Annotated in this window: 14 protein-coding genes; 8 read left to right on the top strand and 6 right to left on the bottom strand. The window is 66.1% G+C overall.

Going from position 1 to position 15864, the window contains the following annotated elements:
- Nucleotides 1–238: 238 nt before the first annotated feature.
- The 5 genes from ACFPME_RS11145 to ACFPME_RS11125 all read right to left on the bottom strand — a co-directional run bounded on the left by ACFPME_RS11145 (nucleotide 239) and on the right by ACFPME_RS11125 (nucleotide 5108).
- Complete coding sequence (locus ACFPME_RS11145; protein WP_377305202.1) at nucleotides 239–2209, bottom strand: AAA family ATPase; 1971 nt, start codon at nucleotides 2207–2209, stop codon at nucleotides 239–241.
- Nucleotides 2206–2541, bottom strand: a complete 336-nt coding sequence (locus ACFPME_RS11140; protein ID WP_377305200.1) for a hypothetical protein — start codon at nucleotides 2539–2541, stop codon at nucleotides 2206–2208. Before ACFPME_RS11140 ends, ACFPME_RS11145 begins: the two co-directional genes overlap by 4 nt.
- Nucleotides 2538–3128: a hypothetical protein gene (locus ACFPME_RS11135; RefSeq protein ID WP_377305198.1), complete on the bottom strand. Its 591-nt coding sequence runs from the start codon at nucleotides 3126–3128 to the stop codon at nucleotides 2538–2540. The genes ACFPME_RS11140 and ACFPME_RS11135 overlap by 4 nt, the downstream gene beginning before the upstream one ends.
- Nucleotides 3125–3343, bottom strand: coding sequence for a helix-turn-helix transcriptional regulator (locus tag ACFPME_RS11130; RefSeq protein WP_377305196.1), 219 nt, complete (start codon nucleotides 3341–3343; stop codon nucleotides 3125–3127). The genes ACFPME_RS11135 and ACFPME_RS11130 overlap by 4 nt, the downstream gene beginning before the upstream one ends.
- A gap of 340 nt (nucleotides 3344–3683) precedes the next feature.
- Nucleotides 3684–5108 (bottom strand): site-specific integrase, encoded by a 1425-nt coding sequence (locus tag ACFPME_RS11125; protein WP_377305194.1) that lies wholly within the window; start codon nucleotides 5106–5108, stop codon nucleotides 3684–3686.
- A 613-nt stretch (nucleotides 5109–5721) separates the two neighbouring features.
- Between ACFPME_RS11125 and ACFPME_RS11120 the strand changes: the two genes are divergently transcribed.
- From ACFPME_RS11120 to ACFPME_RS11085, 8 genes are all read left to right on the top strand, one after another.
- The gene (locus ACFPME_RS11120) at nucleotides 5722–5973 is read left to right on the top strand and encodes a hypothetical protein (protein ID WP_377305192.1); all 252 of its coding nucleotides are present in this window, start codon (nucleotides 5722–5724) and stop codon (nucleotides 5971–5973) included.
- Between the two features lie 656 nt (nucleotides 5974–6629).
- Nucleotides 6630–7544, top strand: coding sequence for an arginase (gene rocF / locus ACFPME_RS11115; RefSeq protein ID WP_377305190.1), 915 nt, complete (start codon nucleotides 6630–6632; stop codon nucleotides 7542–7544).
- A 35-nt stretch (nucleotides 7545–7579) separates the two neighbouring features.
- Entirely contained in the window at nucleotides 7580–8944 is a 1365-nt protein-coding gene (locus tag ACFPME_RS11110) for a tryptophan--tRNA ligase (protein ID WP_377305187.1), read from the top strand.
- Nucleotides 8945–8978: 34 nt separating this feature from the next.
- On the top strand, nucleotides 8979–9299 hold the full coding sequence (locus ACFPME_RS11105) for a hypothetical protein (RefSeq protein WP_377305185.1): 321 nt from the start codon (nucleotides 8979–8981) through the stop codon (nucleotides 9297–9299).
- Nucleotides 9300–9500: 201 nt separating this feature from the next.
- Complete coding sequence (locus ACFPME_RS11100; RefSeq protein WP_377305183.1) at nucleotides 9501–11735, top strand: DUF5916 domain-containing protein; 2235 nt, start codon at nucleotides 9501–9503, stop codon at nucleotides 11733–11735.
- Between the two features lie 147 nt (nucleotides 11736–11882).
- Complete coding sequence (locus ACFPME_RS11095) at nucleotides 11883–13115, top strand: MgtC/SapB family protein (RefSeq protein WP_377305181.1); 1233 nt, start codon at nucleotides 11883–11885, stop codon at nucleotides 13113–13115.
- A 99-nt stretch (nucleotides 13116–13214) separates the two neighbouring features.
- Nucleotides 13215–13733, top strand: a complete 519-nt coding sequence (locus ACFPME_RS11090; RefSeq protein ID WP_377305179.1) for a M48 metallopeptidase family protein — start codon at nucleotides 13215–13217, stop codon at nucleotides 13731–13733.
- A gap of 2 nt (nucleotides 13734–13735) precedes the next feature.
- Nucleotides 13736–14377: a DUF6348 family protein gene (locus tag ACFPME_RS11085; protein WP_377305437.1), complete on the top strand. Its 642-nt coding sequence runs from the start codon at nucleotides 13736–13738 to the stop codon at nucleotides 14375–14377.
- 60 nt (nucleotides 14378–14437) lie between these two features.
- Here ACFPME_RS11085 and ACFPME_RS11080 read toward each other — a convergent pair whose 3' ends face one another.
- Nucleotides 14438–15823: a dihydrolipoamide acetyltransferase family protein gene (locus ACFPME_RS11080; protein WP_377305177.1), complete on the bottom strand. Its 1386-nt coding sequence runs from the start codon at nucleotides 15821–15823 to the stop codon at nucleotides 14438–14440.
- Nucleotides 15824–15864 lie beyond the last annotated feature (41 nt).

Genomic DNA, 15864 nt, shown 5'->3' with positions numbered 1-15864 from the left:
GAAAAAGAGCCGCCCCCTATAGGGTGGCGGCTTTTCCTTTCCGCACCCATGAAGATGCGGAAAAGCCTTTCCGCGGCATTTTCCGCATTTTCCGCAACGGCTCGCAGCCCTTGTGCCGCAACGCCTGGCCGGAAAACCTCAAACCGCAAATCTTTTCCGCAGTTTTTCCGCACTCTGGCCAAAAGTGCAGAAAAAGGCTTTTCCGCGGAAAAAGCCCATTTTCCGCATTCTCACGACTCTATGAGACGATCCGATAGCCACTTTGGCTCTTTTTCTTCTCTACCCTGACGAGCTTTTCCGCGGTCAGCCAGTCCACGGCATTGGAGAAATTCCGGGTTCGGCTGTTCCGCGCCGTCCGCAGTTCATCGCCTTCCAGGGCATCGCCGATCGGCACCAGTTCGAAGTAGGCCGCGCGCCAGTCGTCGATGCTGCACACGCCCTCGTCGTCCCAATTCACCGCGCCGAACCGGGAACGATCAAACGCGGTTCGCAGTGCCTCCAGGGCGTTGGTGCGGTGTGCCGTCCAGTTGCGTGCTTTGCCGGTGGCGCCGACCGTCGCGCGTTCCAAACCTTCGACGACGCAGGACGCATCGCGCTCGGATGGATCCGCGTCCGGGTCGTGGTCCCTGGTGGCGCCCAGGTCGACCACCTTCAGCCGAAACGCGAACCGCGCGCCGTCCTCGCCATCCTTGACCTTGGTCGCCTCCAGGAAACGTGCCTCGCCGTTATCGCCGCGGCGCACTTCCAGTTCGGCATCCGCAGCGCCCAGCAGGGACGAGTGCCCGCGGGCTCCCTTGCCTGCATCCTTGCCGGAGTGGTGGACGAACACGCACAGGCAATCGAGCGCTGCCGATACCTCGCCGGCGCAGCGGATGGCCCGGCCCATGTCCTCGCTGGCGTTCTCGTTGCCGCCGGGCATCGCGCGGTTCAACGTGTCCACCACCACCATGGCCACCGGGCCGAGGTCGGCGCCTTGAATATCGGCAATCAGCCGGCCCACGTCGGCGCGTTCGTCTTGCAGCAGGTTCAATCCTTGCCGCTCGATCACTTGCAGCCCGGCCACGTCCGCCGCCTTCAATTCGCGATCGCGCAGATAGGCCGCCACGCGCGGCCCCATCTGGCCCTCCAGCCCGACATACACGACGGCGCCACGCTTCACGCGTTGCCCCGCCCAGGGAATGCCGCGCGCGATGGCCGCGGCAAGGTCCAGCACGAGGAAGCTCTTGCCGCTACCGGGGGCGCCGTAGACGACACCCAGGCCGCGCGCCGGCAACAGACCGCGCACCAGCCACGACGGCGGTGCCCTGTTGAGCAGATCGCCCACGGAAAGCAGGTTGTAATGCCGCGCGGGTTTGTTTTCCGGCACCGGCTCGAATTGTGCTTCGGGTGCGTCGCTCCCCGGTGCATTGAGCATGTACCGGGCCGCGTTACCTACCTTTTCGGCGAGCCGGTCCGCGCTCCATCCGCATCCGTGCTCCCAGTGTTCCGACAGGAGCAAATCCAGCGCCGCCGGTTCGTCCATGCCGAGCGCCAGCAGCTTCGCCGCGATGGCATAGGCGCATTGATCGCCGCCGGCCCCTTTCACCGATCGCGGCGCGGTAGCTAAGTATTCGATACCACGCTGCAGGGCGCGTGCAGGATCCACGCCGGGCAGGGGCGTGCGGTCTGTGGTGGCCGTGCGTGGCGTACCGCACGCATCAATGAGCCAATGCGGCGCCGGCGCGATCGGCGCGGAGCGCTCCACGCCATACGTGCCGGCAGCAACCACCGAACCCGGCGCCACGATGTAACCGCCGTGGCTACGCACATCGAGCCCATTTCCGAGAACATCGACGCCTTGCCGAACCGCGGCGCCGACGCGGTAGACGAGATGGCGGCCACCGGTGGGCGTTGCGTTCTGCAGCGTTACCGGAAATTCGCGGCCGTCGAGCTCGAGCGCAAGCATGGTCTTGCCGCCGTCCTTCTTGCCGGCGCCGTGGCTCGGGCTGTCGACGTCGACCACGAGCAACGCCTCGTTGTCGCCGAATTTCGCGGTGCTCACGCCAATGTTGTAGCTACGGCCGGTCCACCATTTGCGAATGGCCGCCTCGTCACGCGTCGCCTTCGCTGGCCAGTTCTTGATAGCCGGCGTTTTCTTGTTCGGAGCGCAGGGGAATACCCAAAACCCTTGCTTTGCGAGGTCGAGCGCGGCAGACAATTGCGCGTTCATCGTTCACCCCCGCGCAGCCGCCACGCTTCGGCCAACAGCTTGCCGATCGCATACGTGGCCGCGTCGAATGCGCCCGGCGCAAATGGATCCGCCAGCGCGGTCCGCGCGACGCTGACCACGAGGCGGCCCGAGCCATCAAGCAGCTTCCGCAACGCGCCTTGCGCCTTAACTTCAGCACGTACAGCGTGCTCCGACGTCGCCCCGGTTTCGGCCATGACGACGTGCACCACCGCACGCAATCCGGCTTCCGTCACCGCCGTCTGCATGGTGGTTGCCGCGTCGTCGTACTGCCGCCGGTATTTCTCGATCTTCCTTTCTGCGGCGCCGATCATGCGTCGGGCTCCTTCTTGCGGCATTCCCATGCACCGGCGAGCACGGCCCCGGCACCGATCAACGGCCAGGTAGCCGGGTCCGCTGCCAAAGCTCGTAGCGCATCCAGCTGGCCGTTTGAGTTCCGCTCCACTCCCCGCAACAGGCCGGCAGTGCTTCGGCCTTCGCGTTCGAGCAACGCCGAGCGGCCGGCCGCCGTGGCCATGTCACCCGCTACGCCGTCGATGTCGCCCATTTCGCGCTCAAGCTTGGCGACCCTGCCGAGTAGGGCGCCAACGGGTACACGGATGTGATCGCTGCCCGGCTCCGCCGCGTGAAGCCATACGAAGTGCGTGCGTGGGTCGGCTTCCGTCGAGTCGATGCGGATAAGGAACGAACGCACACCGGATGTGTGCGGCGGGGCCGTTTCGGTTTGCACGTCGAGGTCGAAGCACGAAAGCAGTTCGACATGGACGCCGCTGCCCTGGCCCTCGTTGATCGCATCGTTGACCAGGCTTCGCGCGTACTGCAGTCCGACGTCGGAGAGGCACGGGTTGCCGTCTGCGTCGCATTCTTCGGATAGCATGCCTTGGGTGATGTCGATGCTCATGCGCCACCGCCTACACGCGCCGCAGCACGGGAAGCCATCCAGGCGCGGAGCTCACTCGCGAGCCAGCCGATATGGTGGGATGACACAGGAACGCGCTGAGGAAACTGGCCGACCTTTTCCAAGCGGCCCAGGTGAACGCGGGAATACTTGATGCCGAAATCGGGCTTCAGTTCGGGATACGTGATGATGCGATCGGGGTTTGCAACGTCGGTCATTTCGGAGGCTCCGCAAAGGGAGGCCATTACCGAGGGCGCGCGTGCGCCCCTGAACTCCGCGGCCAAAAAGGCGGAGGCTCAGGGGCGGTGACAAGGATCCTTAGCCGCGTTTACCGTCGTTCGCTCGCCCGCTCGATGGGGCAACGCTTTTTGCGGGGGAACCTTGCTCGCGCCCACCGGTAAAAACACGAAGCGACGGTGTGCAGTTCCAACCTAATGACCACAACTTGAGTCGTCAATAGGTAACACTGTGAACCTTCAGTGTGCAGCAATCTCGCGAACAAGATGCGTGCACTGGCGTTTATATGCAGCAACACAGATCGTTGCGGAGCGCTCTGCGTTACGTGTTCGATTTGCCGATCAGAATCTTCCCCAGGACTTCATCGAACTTGTCGAGCGCGCGCTTTTTCTCCGGCAGGTAGAGCTCGGGGTTGTTCCGGTAGTGCGTGCCGGTCACGCCCGCTACGCCGTGACTCTGCAGCCGATCGGCTTCGATGTCCGGTATGCCGGCGGCTTGCATGATCTGAGCGCATGTCCTGCGAAGATCCCGCGGCGTGAATGGCGCGATGGGTACGCCGTCGATGAACGCATGCTCCGACTTCAGGAAGTACCGCACAGCGCTGGCCGGCGACGCGATGTCGATCGGCGCGCGGGTGCTGGTCGACCATGGCCATTTGTTCTGGCCGCTGTGGAGGTGGACCGACTTCAATATCCCGACCATGCGCGATGTCATCGGCACCAGGTGCACGCGCTTCATACCGCCGCGGCCCTTGCGGTCGACCAGGGACAGCACATGGTTCTGCGTGTCGTAGGAAGCCCAGGGCTCGCGGGCCAGCTGGTGCGCGCGCTGGCCACCGCTGGCGATGGTGAAACGCAATAGGCCGGCCATGACCGGGCCGACCTTCGCCACCTGGTCAATGCTCCACCAGAACTGCCGCAGCTCGGCGGCCGACAATGCGCGCGTGCCTGGCGTCGACTTGGCCTCCCGTGGCACCGGTGCCGCTGGGTTGTGTACAAGCCCATACCGGCGCGCGGTCTTGCGGGCGACGGAATGCTCGGACGACAGGCCATGGGCGAACGCGGCGCGCAGAAACGTCTGGACCTTGTCAGCGGCTCCCTGCGCGCCGTCGACGCTGCGGCGGCCACCACTGCCGCGCCCGGATGTCGGGCGAGCGGTGCCGTGGTGGAATATGGGCCGGAGCAGGGCGACGATGTGCGCGGGCTCCACGTCGCGCGCTGGCATGTCCAGGATCGCGCCGGCCTGGTTGTCCAGCAGAGCGATGATGCGGTTCCATTCCTTGATCTGGCGTTCGCCCGCCGCGGCGCGCTTCTCGGATCCGGCCTCTCGGAAAGTCACGTAGTCGTGCAACAGGTCGCGAAAGGATCCCAGCGCCGAATCGACCGCGCGCACATGCTTGGCGAGCTCCTTCTCTTTTGCCGGGCTGCGGCCTTCCGCGATCATGGCCAGTACGCGCGCCGCTTCCTCGCGCGCCTGCTTCAGCGACAGCGACTGATAGCCGGCCGGGAAGTGCGAGCGATCGACAGGTGCGGCTTGCTGCGCCTGGCCGGTGTAGCGGCCCAGGACGATGCGCCGGACGCCTTCCGGTAAGCGCTTGACCAGGACCCAGGTAAGCGCACCACCAGGAGACGAACGCAGCGCCAGCCCTCGCAGGAAACCGTCGGGGTAGTCGACCTGTTTCGCGCCGGGCTTGATGGTGTCGAGAAACTTCTGTGTGAGCGGTGCAGGCGGGACGCGTGCGGTCATTGAGGCAACACCAGGCAACAGTTAAGGCCGTCTAGCCAGTTATCACCATGTTGCCTGAAGTTACATCACGCGTCGACAAATGGCGTAGCTAGGCCATGTACCCGCCGCCGGATGTACTACCTTGAATCGTGGCGAATACATCGAAGTACGGCTTTGTAATCAGTAGGTCGCGGGTTCGACTCCTGCTGCCGGCACCAGACTCAGGGTTCACAGCACGGCGTGCAGTTTCTCGTTGCCTGGCCCCCGGAATTGGATGCTCGTCTGCTGCGGCCATCGTGGGCGAGCGGGCGTTTCACCGACGCAAAAAAGCCCGCCGAAGCGGGCTTGTCCATCTGCGCCGGGGGAGGCTTGGGATTGAACGCCTCACGGCGGAAGTACAGGGGTGATGCAATTCACATTTACGCATGATCGGCGGCGTCGATCCGTGATGTGCGTCACGAATGGCCAAGGCGCTCAGCTCGGTGTCCGTGCACCGTGGCCAGGACGATCGGCCTGGCGCCGAAGGGTCCAACCTGTACGCAGGTTCAGCTTCCACGGATGTTTAACCCGGTTCTCGCGACCCGTGCACCACCGGCATCGGAACCTTCCCCAAGACCGAGCGCGAGGGCATTTCATGGGTACGCTTTATGTGGTGCAGGCATTCCACGAGGCGGGCGGCGACGTCATTGCCGACAAACCCATCCTCCACGGCATGGAAAACTTGGCGTTGACGCGAGCCGAGATGCTGGCAGGCGAACGCGATGGCGTGCTGGTATACGCGCAGACCGCGAATGTCGACCGGGACGAGTATTCGCAACCGGTCATTCTGGCGACCTACGGGCATGTTCCCCACCCGGAACAGCAGAGCCTGCGTCAGTTGAGATAGGCCTTCCGGCGCGGCAGCCTGGCTGGCGGCCGCGCGAAACGACCCCTTTCGTTGCCTTGGCCCCCCTGCAGCATCGCCGTATGTCCGTCGTGCTACGATCGGCGCGGCGGCCGCACAGGGGCGGCCTTGGGATACCGAAATGCAAACGCTTCTTGCACATTCCGCCTTCTGGCGTGGAGTGTCGATGTTTGCAGGGATGCTGGTAGGAAAGGTCAACCACTATGCAAGAAACCCGCCCACGCCCGTTCGCGACGAGCTGGTGACGTGGTGCTCGGGAGCGCGATCGCGCCGTGAGGATGAGTTGGCGCGAAGTCGCCAGACCATGGTGCACTGAACGATCCACGCCCTGGCAATGGTTCACGGCGAAGCGATCGCCGCCGGCTACGCGCGGCAGTGCATACGCTACCCGCTTCCAATGCCCCTTCCATCGTCGTTGCCTGCTGTCTGCCCCCGCCGGGCGGGCGATGCGTGCCGGGCGTCGGCAGGACCGTTCCGCTAAACTTCATCGGTTGGCGATGAACACCGTATCGCGAAGCCACCTTCCAGGGCGATGACGATGGATGCCGCGGCGACGGCGTCCGGTCGCCATGTCGAGGTGGGCTGTATGCGACCGTCATCCGCTGCGTCCGCACGCGATCAGGCAATGAAGGTAAATCATGAGCGAACAGACCATTTCACTGATCGGCGTGCCGACCGACATCGGTGCCGGCCATCGCGGCGCAGCGATGGGGCCGGAGGCATTACGGGTAGCCAATCTGGCTGCGCGGCTGGAACGCAACGGGCGGAAGGTGATCGATCGCGGCAACCTGCAGGGGCCGCTCAATCCGTGGCAGCCGCCCGTGCAGGGCTATCGCCATCTGGATGAGGTCGTTGCCTGGAATACGGCCGTCTATACGGCCGTGCACCAGGAGCTGCAGTCCGGCCGCCTGCCGATCATGCTCGGCGGTGACCACTGTTTGGCGATCGGTTCGATCTCGGCGGTGGCCCGTCATTGCCTCGACGAAGGCAAGCAGCTGCGCGTGCTGTGGCTGGATGCACATACCGATTTCAATACGGCGCAGGCCACGCCGACCGGGAATATCCACGGCATGCCGGTGGCCTGCCTGTGCGGCGTCGGTCCGGATCAGCTCACGGGCCTGAGCGGCCATGTGCCGGCGACCGCGCCGGACGTGTTCCGCTACATCGGCATCCGTTCGGTCGACGAAGGCGAGAAGCGGCTGGTGCGCGAGGCGCACATGCAGGTGCACGACATGCGCCATATCGACGAGATCGGCATGAAGCGCGTGATGGAGGAGGCGCTGGCCGGGATCGACGACAACACCCACCTGCACGTGAGCTTCGATGTCGATTTCCTCGATCCCAGCATCGCGCCGGGCGTAGGCACCACCGTGCGCGGCGGACCGAACTATCGCGAGGCGCAGTTGTGCATGGAGATGATCGCGGACACCGGCCGGATGGCGTCGCTGGACATCGTCGAGCTGAACCCGGCATTCGACAAGCGCAACCAGACGGCAAAGCTGGCGGTGGACCTGGTCGAGTCGCTGTTCGGCAAATCCACGCTGATCCGTTGATTGCCTCTCATCCGAACACACCACAAGCGAACATCATGCAGACCCGAGTACTGACCGGCATCACCACCACCGGCACGCCGCATCTTGGCAACTACGTGGGCGCGATCCGCCCCGCCGTCGAGGCCAGCCGGCGCGACGACGTCGACGCGTTTTACTTCATGGCCGACTATCACGCGCTGATCAAGAGCGACGATGCGGCGCGGATCGAGCGTTCGCGGCTGGAGATCGCCGCCACGTGGCTGGCGGCGGGGCTCGACCCCGCGCGGGTGACGTTCTATCGCCAGTCGGACATCCCGGAAATCCCCGAGCTGACCTGGTTCCTCACCTGCGTCGCCTCCAAGGGCATGCTCAATCGCGCACACGCGTACAAGGCGGCGGTGGAGCGCAACACGGAAGCCGGCGAGGATGCCGATGCCGGCATCACCGCGGGGCTGTACATGTATCCGGTGCTGATGGCGGCCGACATCCTCGCCTTCGATGCGCATCAGGTGCCGGTGGGTCGCGACCAGATCCAGCACATCGAGATGGCGCGCGACCTTGGCCAGCGTTTCAACCATATCCACGGCCGCGAGTTCTTCGTGCTGCCCGAGGCGTTGATCGAGGAACAGGTAGCCACGCTGCCTGGCCTGGATGGCCGCAAGATGTCGAAGAGCTACGACAACACGATTTCGCTGTTCGCCGGTGGCAGTCGGCAGTTGCGCGAGACGATCATGCGCATCGTCACCGACTCGCGTCTGCCGGGCGAGCCGAAGGACCCGGACAACTGCGCACTGTTCATCATCTTCCAGGCGTTCGCCGACGAGGCCGAGACGGCGGCGTTCCGCCGGGCGCTGCTCGACGGCATCGGCTGGGGCGAGGCGAAGCAGCTGTTGTACGAGCGGATCGAGCGCGACGTGGCACCGATGCGCGAACGCTACGAGGGTTTCATGGCCGATCCGGCGGCTATCGAGGCGATCCTGCAGCAGGGCGCGCAAAAGGCGCGCGCGATCGCCACGCCGAAGATTGCCGCGCTGCGAGAGGCGCTGGGCCTGCGTTCGGCCGGTGCGCTCACGTCGATGTTCAGCCAGCCCGGCACGACGCCGAAGCAGGGCAAAATGCCGCGCTTCGCCAGTTTCCGCGATGCCGATGGTAAGTTCCGTTTTCGTCTGTTCTCCGCGGCCGGCGAGGAGTTGTTGCTGTCGGTGCCGTTCGCCGATCCGAAGGCGGCCGGCGCCTTGCAAAAGCGCCTGAAGACACTGGGGGCGACTGCTGCGGTCTTGCAGCTCCGGCCGCTGGGCATGACGCTCGAACTCGACGGTGCCGCGGTCGCCAGCACGCCGGATTACGGCGACGAACCGACGCGTGACAACGCCCTCGCGCAATTGCGCGAGGCTCTGGACCAGCTCGCCGCGCAAGACTGACCCAGTTCTGCCGCCGACGGAGTGTGATCGACCGATGCGTTACCTTGGCATCCTGCTGCTCGCCCCGTGGCTGCTGATTCTGTGCTGGGCCTATTGGGCCTATCCGAAGAGCCTGCCGCGCACGTCGACCCGACGCGTTTTCGATGCGGTCATTCTGCTGCTGGCGGCGATCGTCACGGTGTGCGCCGCGGCGATCGGTTTCGATCGCGTCCACTTGCCCACGGTCGATGGCTTCGGCCGCGCAAGCGGGGCAATCTGGCAACAGGTGTCGCCCGCGTTGTACGGCTACGGCGCATTCGCGGCCGTGCTGGTGCTGGCGATGCTGTTGCGCCATCTGATCTGGCGGCGGCGCTGAGCGGGCGTCGCTGCTGAGTCGCACCGAAGAGGTGCGAGCTCCCCGACCGCGGCGCCCAAACCGGGTCAGCCACAAGTCATGCGTGACTTATGGCTGTCGATGACAGCTAAACGCAACGGGCATCCTGCGCATCCATCCGCTGCGGCGAATCTGCCTCAGCTTGCGCAATCGGGCGCAACCTCATCTGGAAATCCCCACGACATGCGCATCGCATGCCTGCCGCTCTTGATTCTTGCCGCATCGTCGGCGCCCGCTCTGGCGGTGAACATCGATGGGCATATCCGCGCCGATGAATGGAAGGGCGCGCGCCACGTCGCCAACTTCCGCCAGACCCAGCCGCTCAGCGGCAGGCCTGGTTCGCTGCATACGGAGGCATGGATCCTGGCTACACCAAAAGGCCTGGCGGTGGCGTTTCGCTGCGACCAGCCGGCGGATGTTCCGCGCACGCGGCAACGCGTGCAGCGCGACTTCGAGGATCAGGTCGATCGCGTCAACCTGATGGTCGACTTCGATGGCGACGGACGCACCGGCTACGACTTCGTGGTCAGTTCCACCGGCGGCGTCAACGATGCGGTCGTCACCAACGAAACCGTTTTCAACAAGGACTGGGACGGCAGCTGGCAGCACGCAGTCAGCGAGGACGCCGCCGGCTGGACGGTGGAAATGCTGATCCCCTGGTACATCGCGCCGATGCACACCGCGCACGATGGTCACCGCACGCTCGGGATCTATCTCGACCGCGTCGTCGGTTCCACCGGCGAACGCGATTCCTGGCCGGTCGCCAGTTTCACGCGCCCGCGCTTCCTGTCCGAGTTCAGTCGGGTCGAGATGCCGCAGTACAGCCAGTCGCTGCTGGCGGTGACGCCCTATATGTCCGGCCTCTACGACAACGTGCGCGGGCGCAGCCATTTTCAGGAGGGCGCCGACCTGCTGTGGAAGCCGAACGGCCAGTTTCAGCTGACCGCCGCGCTGCATCCGGATTTCGGCCAGGTCGAGAGCGATGACCTGGTGGTGAATTTCGGCGCCACCGAAACCTATGTGAGCGACAAGCGCCCGTTCTTCACCGAGAACCAGGGCATCTTCGATTTCAGCCTGCTCGACGACAACAGCCAGCTGGTCTACACCCGCCGCGTCGGCGGGCCATCGGATGACGGCCACGGCGCCGCGGACATCAATGCCGCGGTCAAGCTCAACGGCAGTTTCGGCACCACCAGCTACGGCGTGCTTGCGGCGGGCGAGGAAGGCGAAGCGGGCCGCGTCTTCGGCGCGGCCCGCGTGACCCACGACTTCGGTGACCAGAGCCTTGGCATGTTGCTGACCCGCGTGGACCGCCCCTGGCTGGACCGTGAAGCCACCGTGCTTGGCATCGACCATCACTGGCATCCCACGCCGCAGCTCACCATCGCGAGCAACTTGGTCGGCAGCGAGATCGTGCAGTCCGGCACGCATACGCGTGACGGTGGCGGCACCGTCATCGCCGACTACGAGATGGGCGGTGGCTGGCGCCAGCAATGGTTGGGCATGCACTTCGGCGACCAGCTGCAGATCAACGATTTCGGCTATCTGCAACGCAACAATTTCAACTACGGCCATTGGGAAGTGCGCAAACGCTACACGGCCCTGCCGGTCGATTCGGCGTACAGCTCGCACGACTGGCGTTTCCGCATCGACGCGCTGGACAACGACCACGGCCTGCGCCTGCGCCGCCAGCTGCGCATCAGCCGCAACAGCGATCTGCGCAACGGCGGCAGCGAAATCGTGCAGCTCAATGTCAACAGTGCGGGCTGGGATGATCTGCTCACCCGCGGCAATGGCGCGTTGTTCCTGCCGCCGTCGCTGGACCTGGTCTATGAGCGGATCAGCCCGCGCCATGGCGATTGGGCGTTCAAGCTGGACGCGGAGGCCATCTCCGGTGGTCTCGCCGGCAATCGCCGGATGGGCTATGACGTCAAGTTCATCCCGACCTATTTCATCAACGACGCTTTCAGCGTTTACGCCGGTCCGTACTACGAGCACATTCCCGACTGGCTGGTATGGCAGCGCGACAGCGGCGTCGTCGGCCGCTTCAACGAGCATTCCCTGCAGCTCGACGCGGGCTTCGACTGGAGCATCGACAGTCGCCAGGAACTGCGCCTGAAACTGCAGGCGATCGGGCTGGATGCGCGCGTACGTGGCGTCTATCGCGTTGGCGCCAACGGCCGGGCCATCGCCAGCGGCGAGCCGGTCGACGACTTCAGCGTGCGCAACCTGGGTCTGCAGATCCGCTATCGCTACGAGCTGGCGCCGCTGTCATACCTTTACGTGGTGTATGGGCGCGGCGGCTACGCCCAGGACGAGTTTCCCGGCACCACCACCACCGACGCGCTGCGCAGCAGCTTTGCGCTGCGCGACGACGAGCAGGTGCTGGTGAAGCTGAGCTACCGCTTCGACATCTAGCAGCGGCGCCATCGGGGGCGCCGCCGCGCCGGGCTGGTTGCGCCGGGGCGCGCAACGACCGCGTTGCCGGCACGACTTTCCGCCAGCGCTGCGGCATGATCGTGCGGTGGCCGGGCACCGCCCTGGATCCGGCGCAGGAGTGGCTGCATGGGTGTCGTTTTCTCCTGGACCGGTTTCGCGATCGCGCTGGCCATCGGCCTGCTGATCGGCGCCGAGCGCGAGCGTCGCAAGGGTGGCGGCGGCAGCGCGGTGGCGGGCATTCGCACGTTCGCCCTGGTGGCGCTGCTGGGTGCGATCAGCGCGAGCTTCGGTGCCGCCATGCTGCCGCTCGCGCTGGCGGCGCTGGCGGCGCTGCTGGCGATCGCCTATGCGCGCGATACCGACAGCGACCGCGGCCTCACCACCGAGGTCAGCCTGCTGCTTTGCCTGGTGCTGGGTGCGCTGGCCATGCGGCAGCCGCCCATGGCCGCGGCCCTGGCGGTGGCGGTGACGATTCTGCTGGCGGCACGCGAACCCATGCATCACTTCGTGCGCGGCGTGCTGAGCGCGGACGAGCTGAACAACCTGCTGGTGCTGGCCGCCGCCACCCTGCTGGTGCTTCCGCTGCTGCCGGATCGGCAGCTCGGGCCATTCGACGCGATCAACCCGCGCGCGCTGTGGCTGATCGTGATCCTGATCATGTCGATCGGCGCGGCGGCCCACACGCTGCTGCGGCTCGTCGGCAGCCGCATCGGCTTGCCGCTGGGCGGCTTGCTCTCCGGCTTCGTGTCCAGCGTGGCCACCATCGGCGTGATGGGCACCAAGGCGCGCGAACTGCCGGCATGGCGAGGTGCGGCCATCGCGGCGGCGGTGCTGTCCACCGTGGCCACCTTCGTGCAGATGGCGGTCGTGCTCGCGGTAACCGACGTGGCGACACTGCGCGTGCTGGCCGTGCCGCTGATCTGCGGCGGCATCACCGCGGCGATCTACGGCGCGCTGTGGACATGGAAGAGCCTGCGCCTGCGCGCGGCCGATCCGGTCCAGGGCAGCGTCGTTTTCAGTGTCAGGGCATCGCTGTTGCTGGGGCTGACGATCGCCGCGGTGCTGCTGGTGTCCGCCGCGATGCGAGTGTGGCTGGGCGGGCGCGGGCTGGCCATCGTCGTGGGCGTCGCCGGGCTGGCCGATACGCATGCGGCCGCGGTGTCGGTGGCGACGCTGGCCGCCGCGGGCAGGATCGAGCCCACGGCCGCCGCCGTGCCGATCCTGATCGCGTTGACCAGCAATACGGTGTCCAAGGCCGTGGTCGCATCGATCGGCGGCGAGCGGGAGTATGCGCGCCCGGTGGTGGCTGGCCTGGCGGTGGTGCTCGCGGCAACCTGGCTGGGTTGGTGGCTGGGCTGAGCTGAGCCGTCGACCAAGAAGCGCTGTTGCCGTGCGCGGGAGCGGGTGCGGCCGGGCGCGCCGATGCGCGTGAGCCGGCGCGATGCGAGAATGGGCGGCATGACCGCGCTGAAATATCTCCAGGCGTACCCTGCCGCGCTGCAGGACAGGGTGCGCGATCTGATCGCGCGGCAACGCCTGGGCGAGCACCTGGCACAGCGCTACCCGGCGCGCCATGACGTGCAGAGCGACCGCGCGCTGTACGGCTACACGATGGATCTCAAGCAGCGGCATCTGAAGAATGCGCCGGGCATCGACAAGGTGCTGTACGACAGCAAGCTAGACGTGGTGCGCAACGCGCTCGGCCTGCACACCGCGATCTCGCGCGTGCAGGGCAGCAAGCTCAAGGCGAAGAAGGAGATTCGCGTGGCTGCCCTGTTCAAGGCGGCGCCGCCGGAATTCCTGCAGATGATCGTGGTGCACGAACTGGCGCATCTCAAGGAGTACGAACACAACAAGGCGTTCTACCAGTTGTGCACGTACATGCTGCCGGACTATCACCAGCTGGAGTTCGACTTGCGCGTGTACCTGACCTGGCGCGAATTGCCTTCGAACGACACCAACGACGCGCGGGGATGACGATGGACAGTGAGGCGCTGCAGAAATACCTGTTGCGGTTGTTCGAGCGACACGATGTCGAACTGGAAGCCGATGAGGACGGCTGGCTGGTCACCGATGGCGATTTTCCCGCCATCCGTGCCGAATGGCATGAGGGCGTGGCTGGCGGGCCGGGCCGTCTGGATGTCGACATCGTGCTGAGCGAAGCGCGCCGCATCGAGGAGAGCTTCGTTGGCTTCGGCGATGCGCCGGCGGGTTGCTGCCAGGCCTTGCAGGCTTTCGAGCACAACGCGTTTCATCCGCTGCTGGCGGCGTGCTGGTATGTCACCGACGACCGCAGGATGCGCATCGCCGCATGGGACATCGGCTTGCGTACGTGGGATGTCTTCATCGGCCCGTTCACCGTTCGCGGCGATGGGGATCTCGCCGTTCCCGCGGAAGTGATGGATGCCATCGAGGCCGCCGTGAAGCGCGAGTCGCTCACGCCCGAACTGCACTGGCTGCGGCTCACCCATCGCCACAGCCCCGACGACTCGCGTTGCGAGGCCCTGCTCGACAACGAACCGTGGACCGCCGGAACGCTGGCGCTCGATGCGGTGGCCTGGCCGGGTGGGGTCGGCTACAGCGCCAGCTGCTTCATGTTGCTGGACGTGCGCGATTACTGAGCGGCTGATGAAAGAACGGGCGCCCGAAGGCGCCCGTTCTTTCGATCACGAAAACCCGGCTCAGTGCGGCATGGCCAGATCGTCCAGCATCGCCTTGAGGAACCTCGCGGCTTCGCCGCCGGTAGCGGCGCGGTGGTCGAAGGTCAGCGACAGCGGCATGCGGCGATGCACCTCGATGCCGCCGATCACCGCGACCACGTCGTGGCTGAGCTTGCCGGCGCCCACGATGGCGACGGTCGGCGGCACCACCACCGGCGTGGCGTAGCGGCCGGCGAACATGCCGAAGTTGCTGAGGCTGATGGTGTAGCCGGACAGCTCCGAGGCCGGGATCGTGCGGTCTTCGACCTGCGAGCGCAGGCGCTTGATCGCGGCGCGGACGCCGGCCGCGTCGAGCACGTCGGCGTTGCGCAGCGCCGGCACGAACAAGCCGTCGTCGGTGTCCACCGCGATGCCGATGTCGACCTGCGGGTGCAGCGTGCGGGTGAGGTTCTTGCCGTCGAACCAGGCGTTCAGCGCCGGCACCGTCTTGCAGGCGAACACGATGGCGCGGATCAGGCGCGCAGTGATGTCCTGCTTGCCGATCCAGGCGTGCAGGTCGGCGTCGTCGACCAGGGTGGTCGGCACGACCTGCGCATGGGCGTCGGCCATCACGCGGGCCATGTTGCGACGCACGCCCTTGAGCTGCTCCGGCTGGCCGCTGGCCTGCTGTGACGGCGATGTGGTGCGCACCGGCTTGCCGGCGAGCGAGACGGGGCCACGCTGCGGTTCGGGCTGCGGCAGTTCCGGGGCCAGGTGGCGGCCGGCGGAGGCGGGCACGGCACGCGCCGGCGCGGCGCCGAGCGCGGCCGAGCCATTCGCGGCGGCGTCCTTGACGTCCTTCATCGTCACCACGCCGTCGGCGCCGCTCGGACGCACGCGGGTCAGGTCGACCTTGAGCTTCTTCGCCAGCGCGCGCACGGCCGGCACGGCTTTCACGCCGCCGATGCTGGCGGCCTGTTCGACATGCACGTGGCTGCCGCTGACCATCGCGCCAACCACGGTGCCTTCGTCTTCGCGATCGGCCTTGCCGTTGCTCTCGACCTCGCCGCCTTCATCCGAGGCGACCACCTTGCCGCCATCGTCGGGCGCCGGGCTGCCGACGCTCTTCTTCGGGCCGTGGTGATGGCCGGTTTCCTGCGACTCGGCGCGCTGCTTCGCGTTCGGATCGGGTTCGAAGTCGGCCAGCGCGGCGCCGGTCTCGACGATGTCGCCGGCTGCGCCGTGCAGCTTGACGACCTTGCCGGTGTACGGCGAGGGCACGTCGACCACCGCCTTGGCGGTTTCCATCGAGCACAGCGGCGCGTCGAGCTTGATGGTGTCGCCCACCTTCACGTGCCACTCGACCACGGTTGCGTCGGGCAGGCCTTCGCCGAGGTCGGGGAGGTAGAACGTCTTGATGTCAGCCATGGGATTTCATCCGGGAATGGGAAACAGGGAACGGGGAGCGG

The organism is Rhodanobacter umsongensis (assembly GCF_042654965.1).
GTDB lineage: Bacteria > Pseudomonadota > Gammaproteobacteria > Xanthomonadales > Rhodanobacteraceae > Rhodanobacter > Rhodanobacter umsongensis.
The sequence above is the reverse complement of the archived record's forward strand: the minus strand, read 5'-3'. Positions and strand labels throughout refer to the sequence as shown.

Bases quoted from the DNA above. Each gene is read 5' to 3' on its own strand.
- ACFPME_RS11145 (WP_377305202.1), bottom strand. From the start codon at position 2,209: ATGAACGCGCAATTGTCTGCCGCGCTCGACCTCGCAAAGCAAGGGTTT.
- ACFPME_RS11140 (WP_377305200.1), bottom strand. From the start codon at position 2,541: ATGATCGGCGCCGCAGAAAGGAAGATCGAGAAATACCGGCGGCAGTAC.
- ACFPME_RS11135 (WP_377305198.1), bottom strand. From the start codon at position 3,128: ATGAGCATCGACATCACCCAAGGCATGCTATCCGAAGAATGCGACGCA.
- ACFPME_RS11130 (WP_377305196.1), bottom strand. From the start codon at position 3,343: ATGACCGACGTTGCAAACCCCGATCGCATCATCACGTATCCCGAACTG.
- ACFPME_RS11125 (WP_377305194.1), bottom strand. From the start codon at position 5,108: ATGACCGCACGCGTCCCGCCTGCACCGCTCACACAGAAGTTTCTCGAC.
- ACFPME_RS11120 (WP_377305192.1), top strand. From the start codon at position 5,722: ATGGGTACGCTTTATGTGGTGCAGGCATTCCACGAGGCGGGCGGCGAC.
- rocF (WP_377305190.1), top strand. From the start codon at position 6,630: ATGAGCGAACAGACCATTTCACTGATCGGCGTGCCGACCGACATCGGT.
- ACFPME_RS11110 (WP_377305187.1), top strand. From the start codon at position 7,580: ATGCAGACCCGAGTACTGACCGGCATCACCACCACCGGCACGCCGCAT.
- ACFPME_RS11105 (WP_377305185.1), top strand. From the start codon at position 8,979: ATGCGTTACCTTGGCATCCTGCTGCTCGCCCCGTGGCTGCTGATTCTG.
- ACFPME_RS11100 (WP_377305183.1), top strand. From the start codon at position 9,501: ATGCGCATCGCATGCCTGCCGCTCTTGATTCTTGCCGCATCGTCGGCG.
- ACFPME_RS11095 (WP_377305181.1), top strand. From the start codon at position 11,883: ATGGGTGTCGTTTTCTCCTGGACCGGTTTCGCGATCGCGCTGGCCATC.
- ACFPME_RS11090 (WP_377305179.1), top strand. From the start codon at position 13,215: ATGACCGCGCTGAAATATCTCCAGGCGTACCCTGCCGCGCTGCAGGAC.
- ACFPME_RS11085 (WP_377305437.1), top strand. From the start codon at position 13,736: ATGGACAGTGAGGCGCTGCAGAAATACCTGTTGCGGTTGTTCGAGCGA.
- ACFPME_RS11080 (WP_377305177.1), bottom strand. From the start codon at position 15,823: ATGGCTGACATCAAGACGTTCTACCTCCCCGACCTCGGCGAAGGCCTG.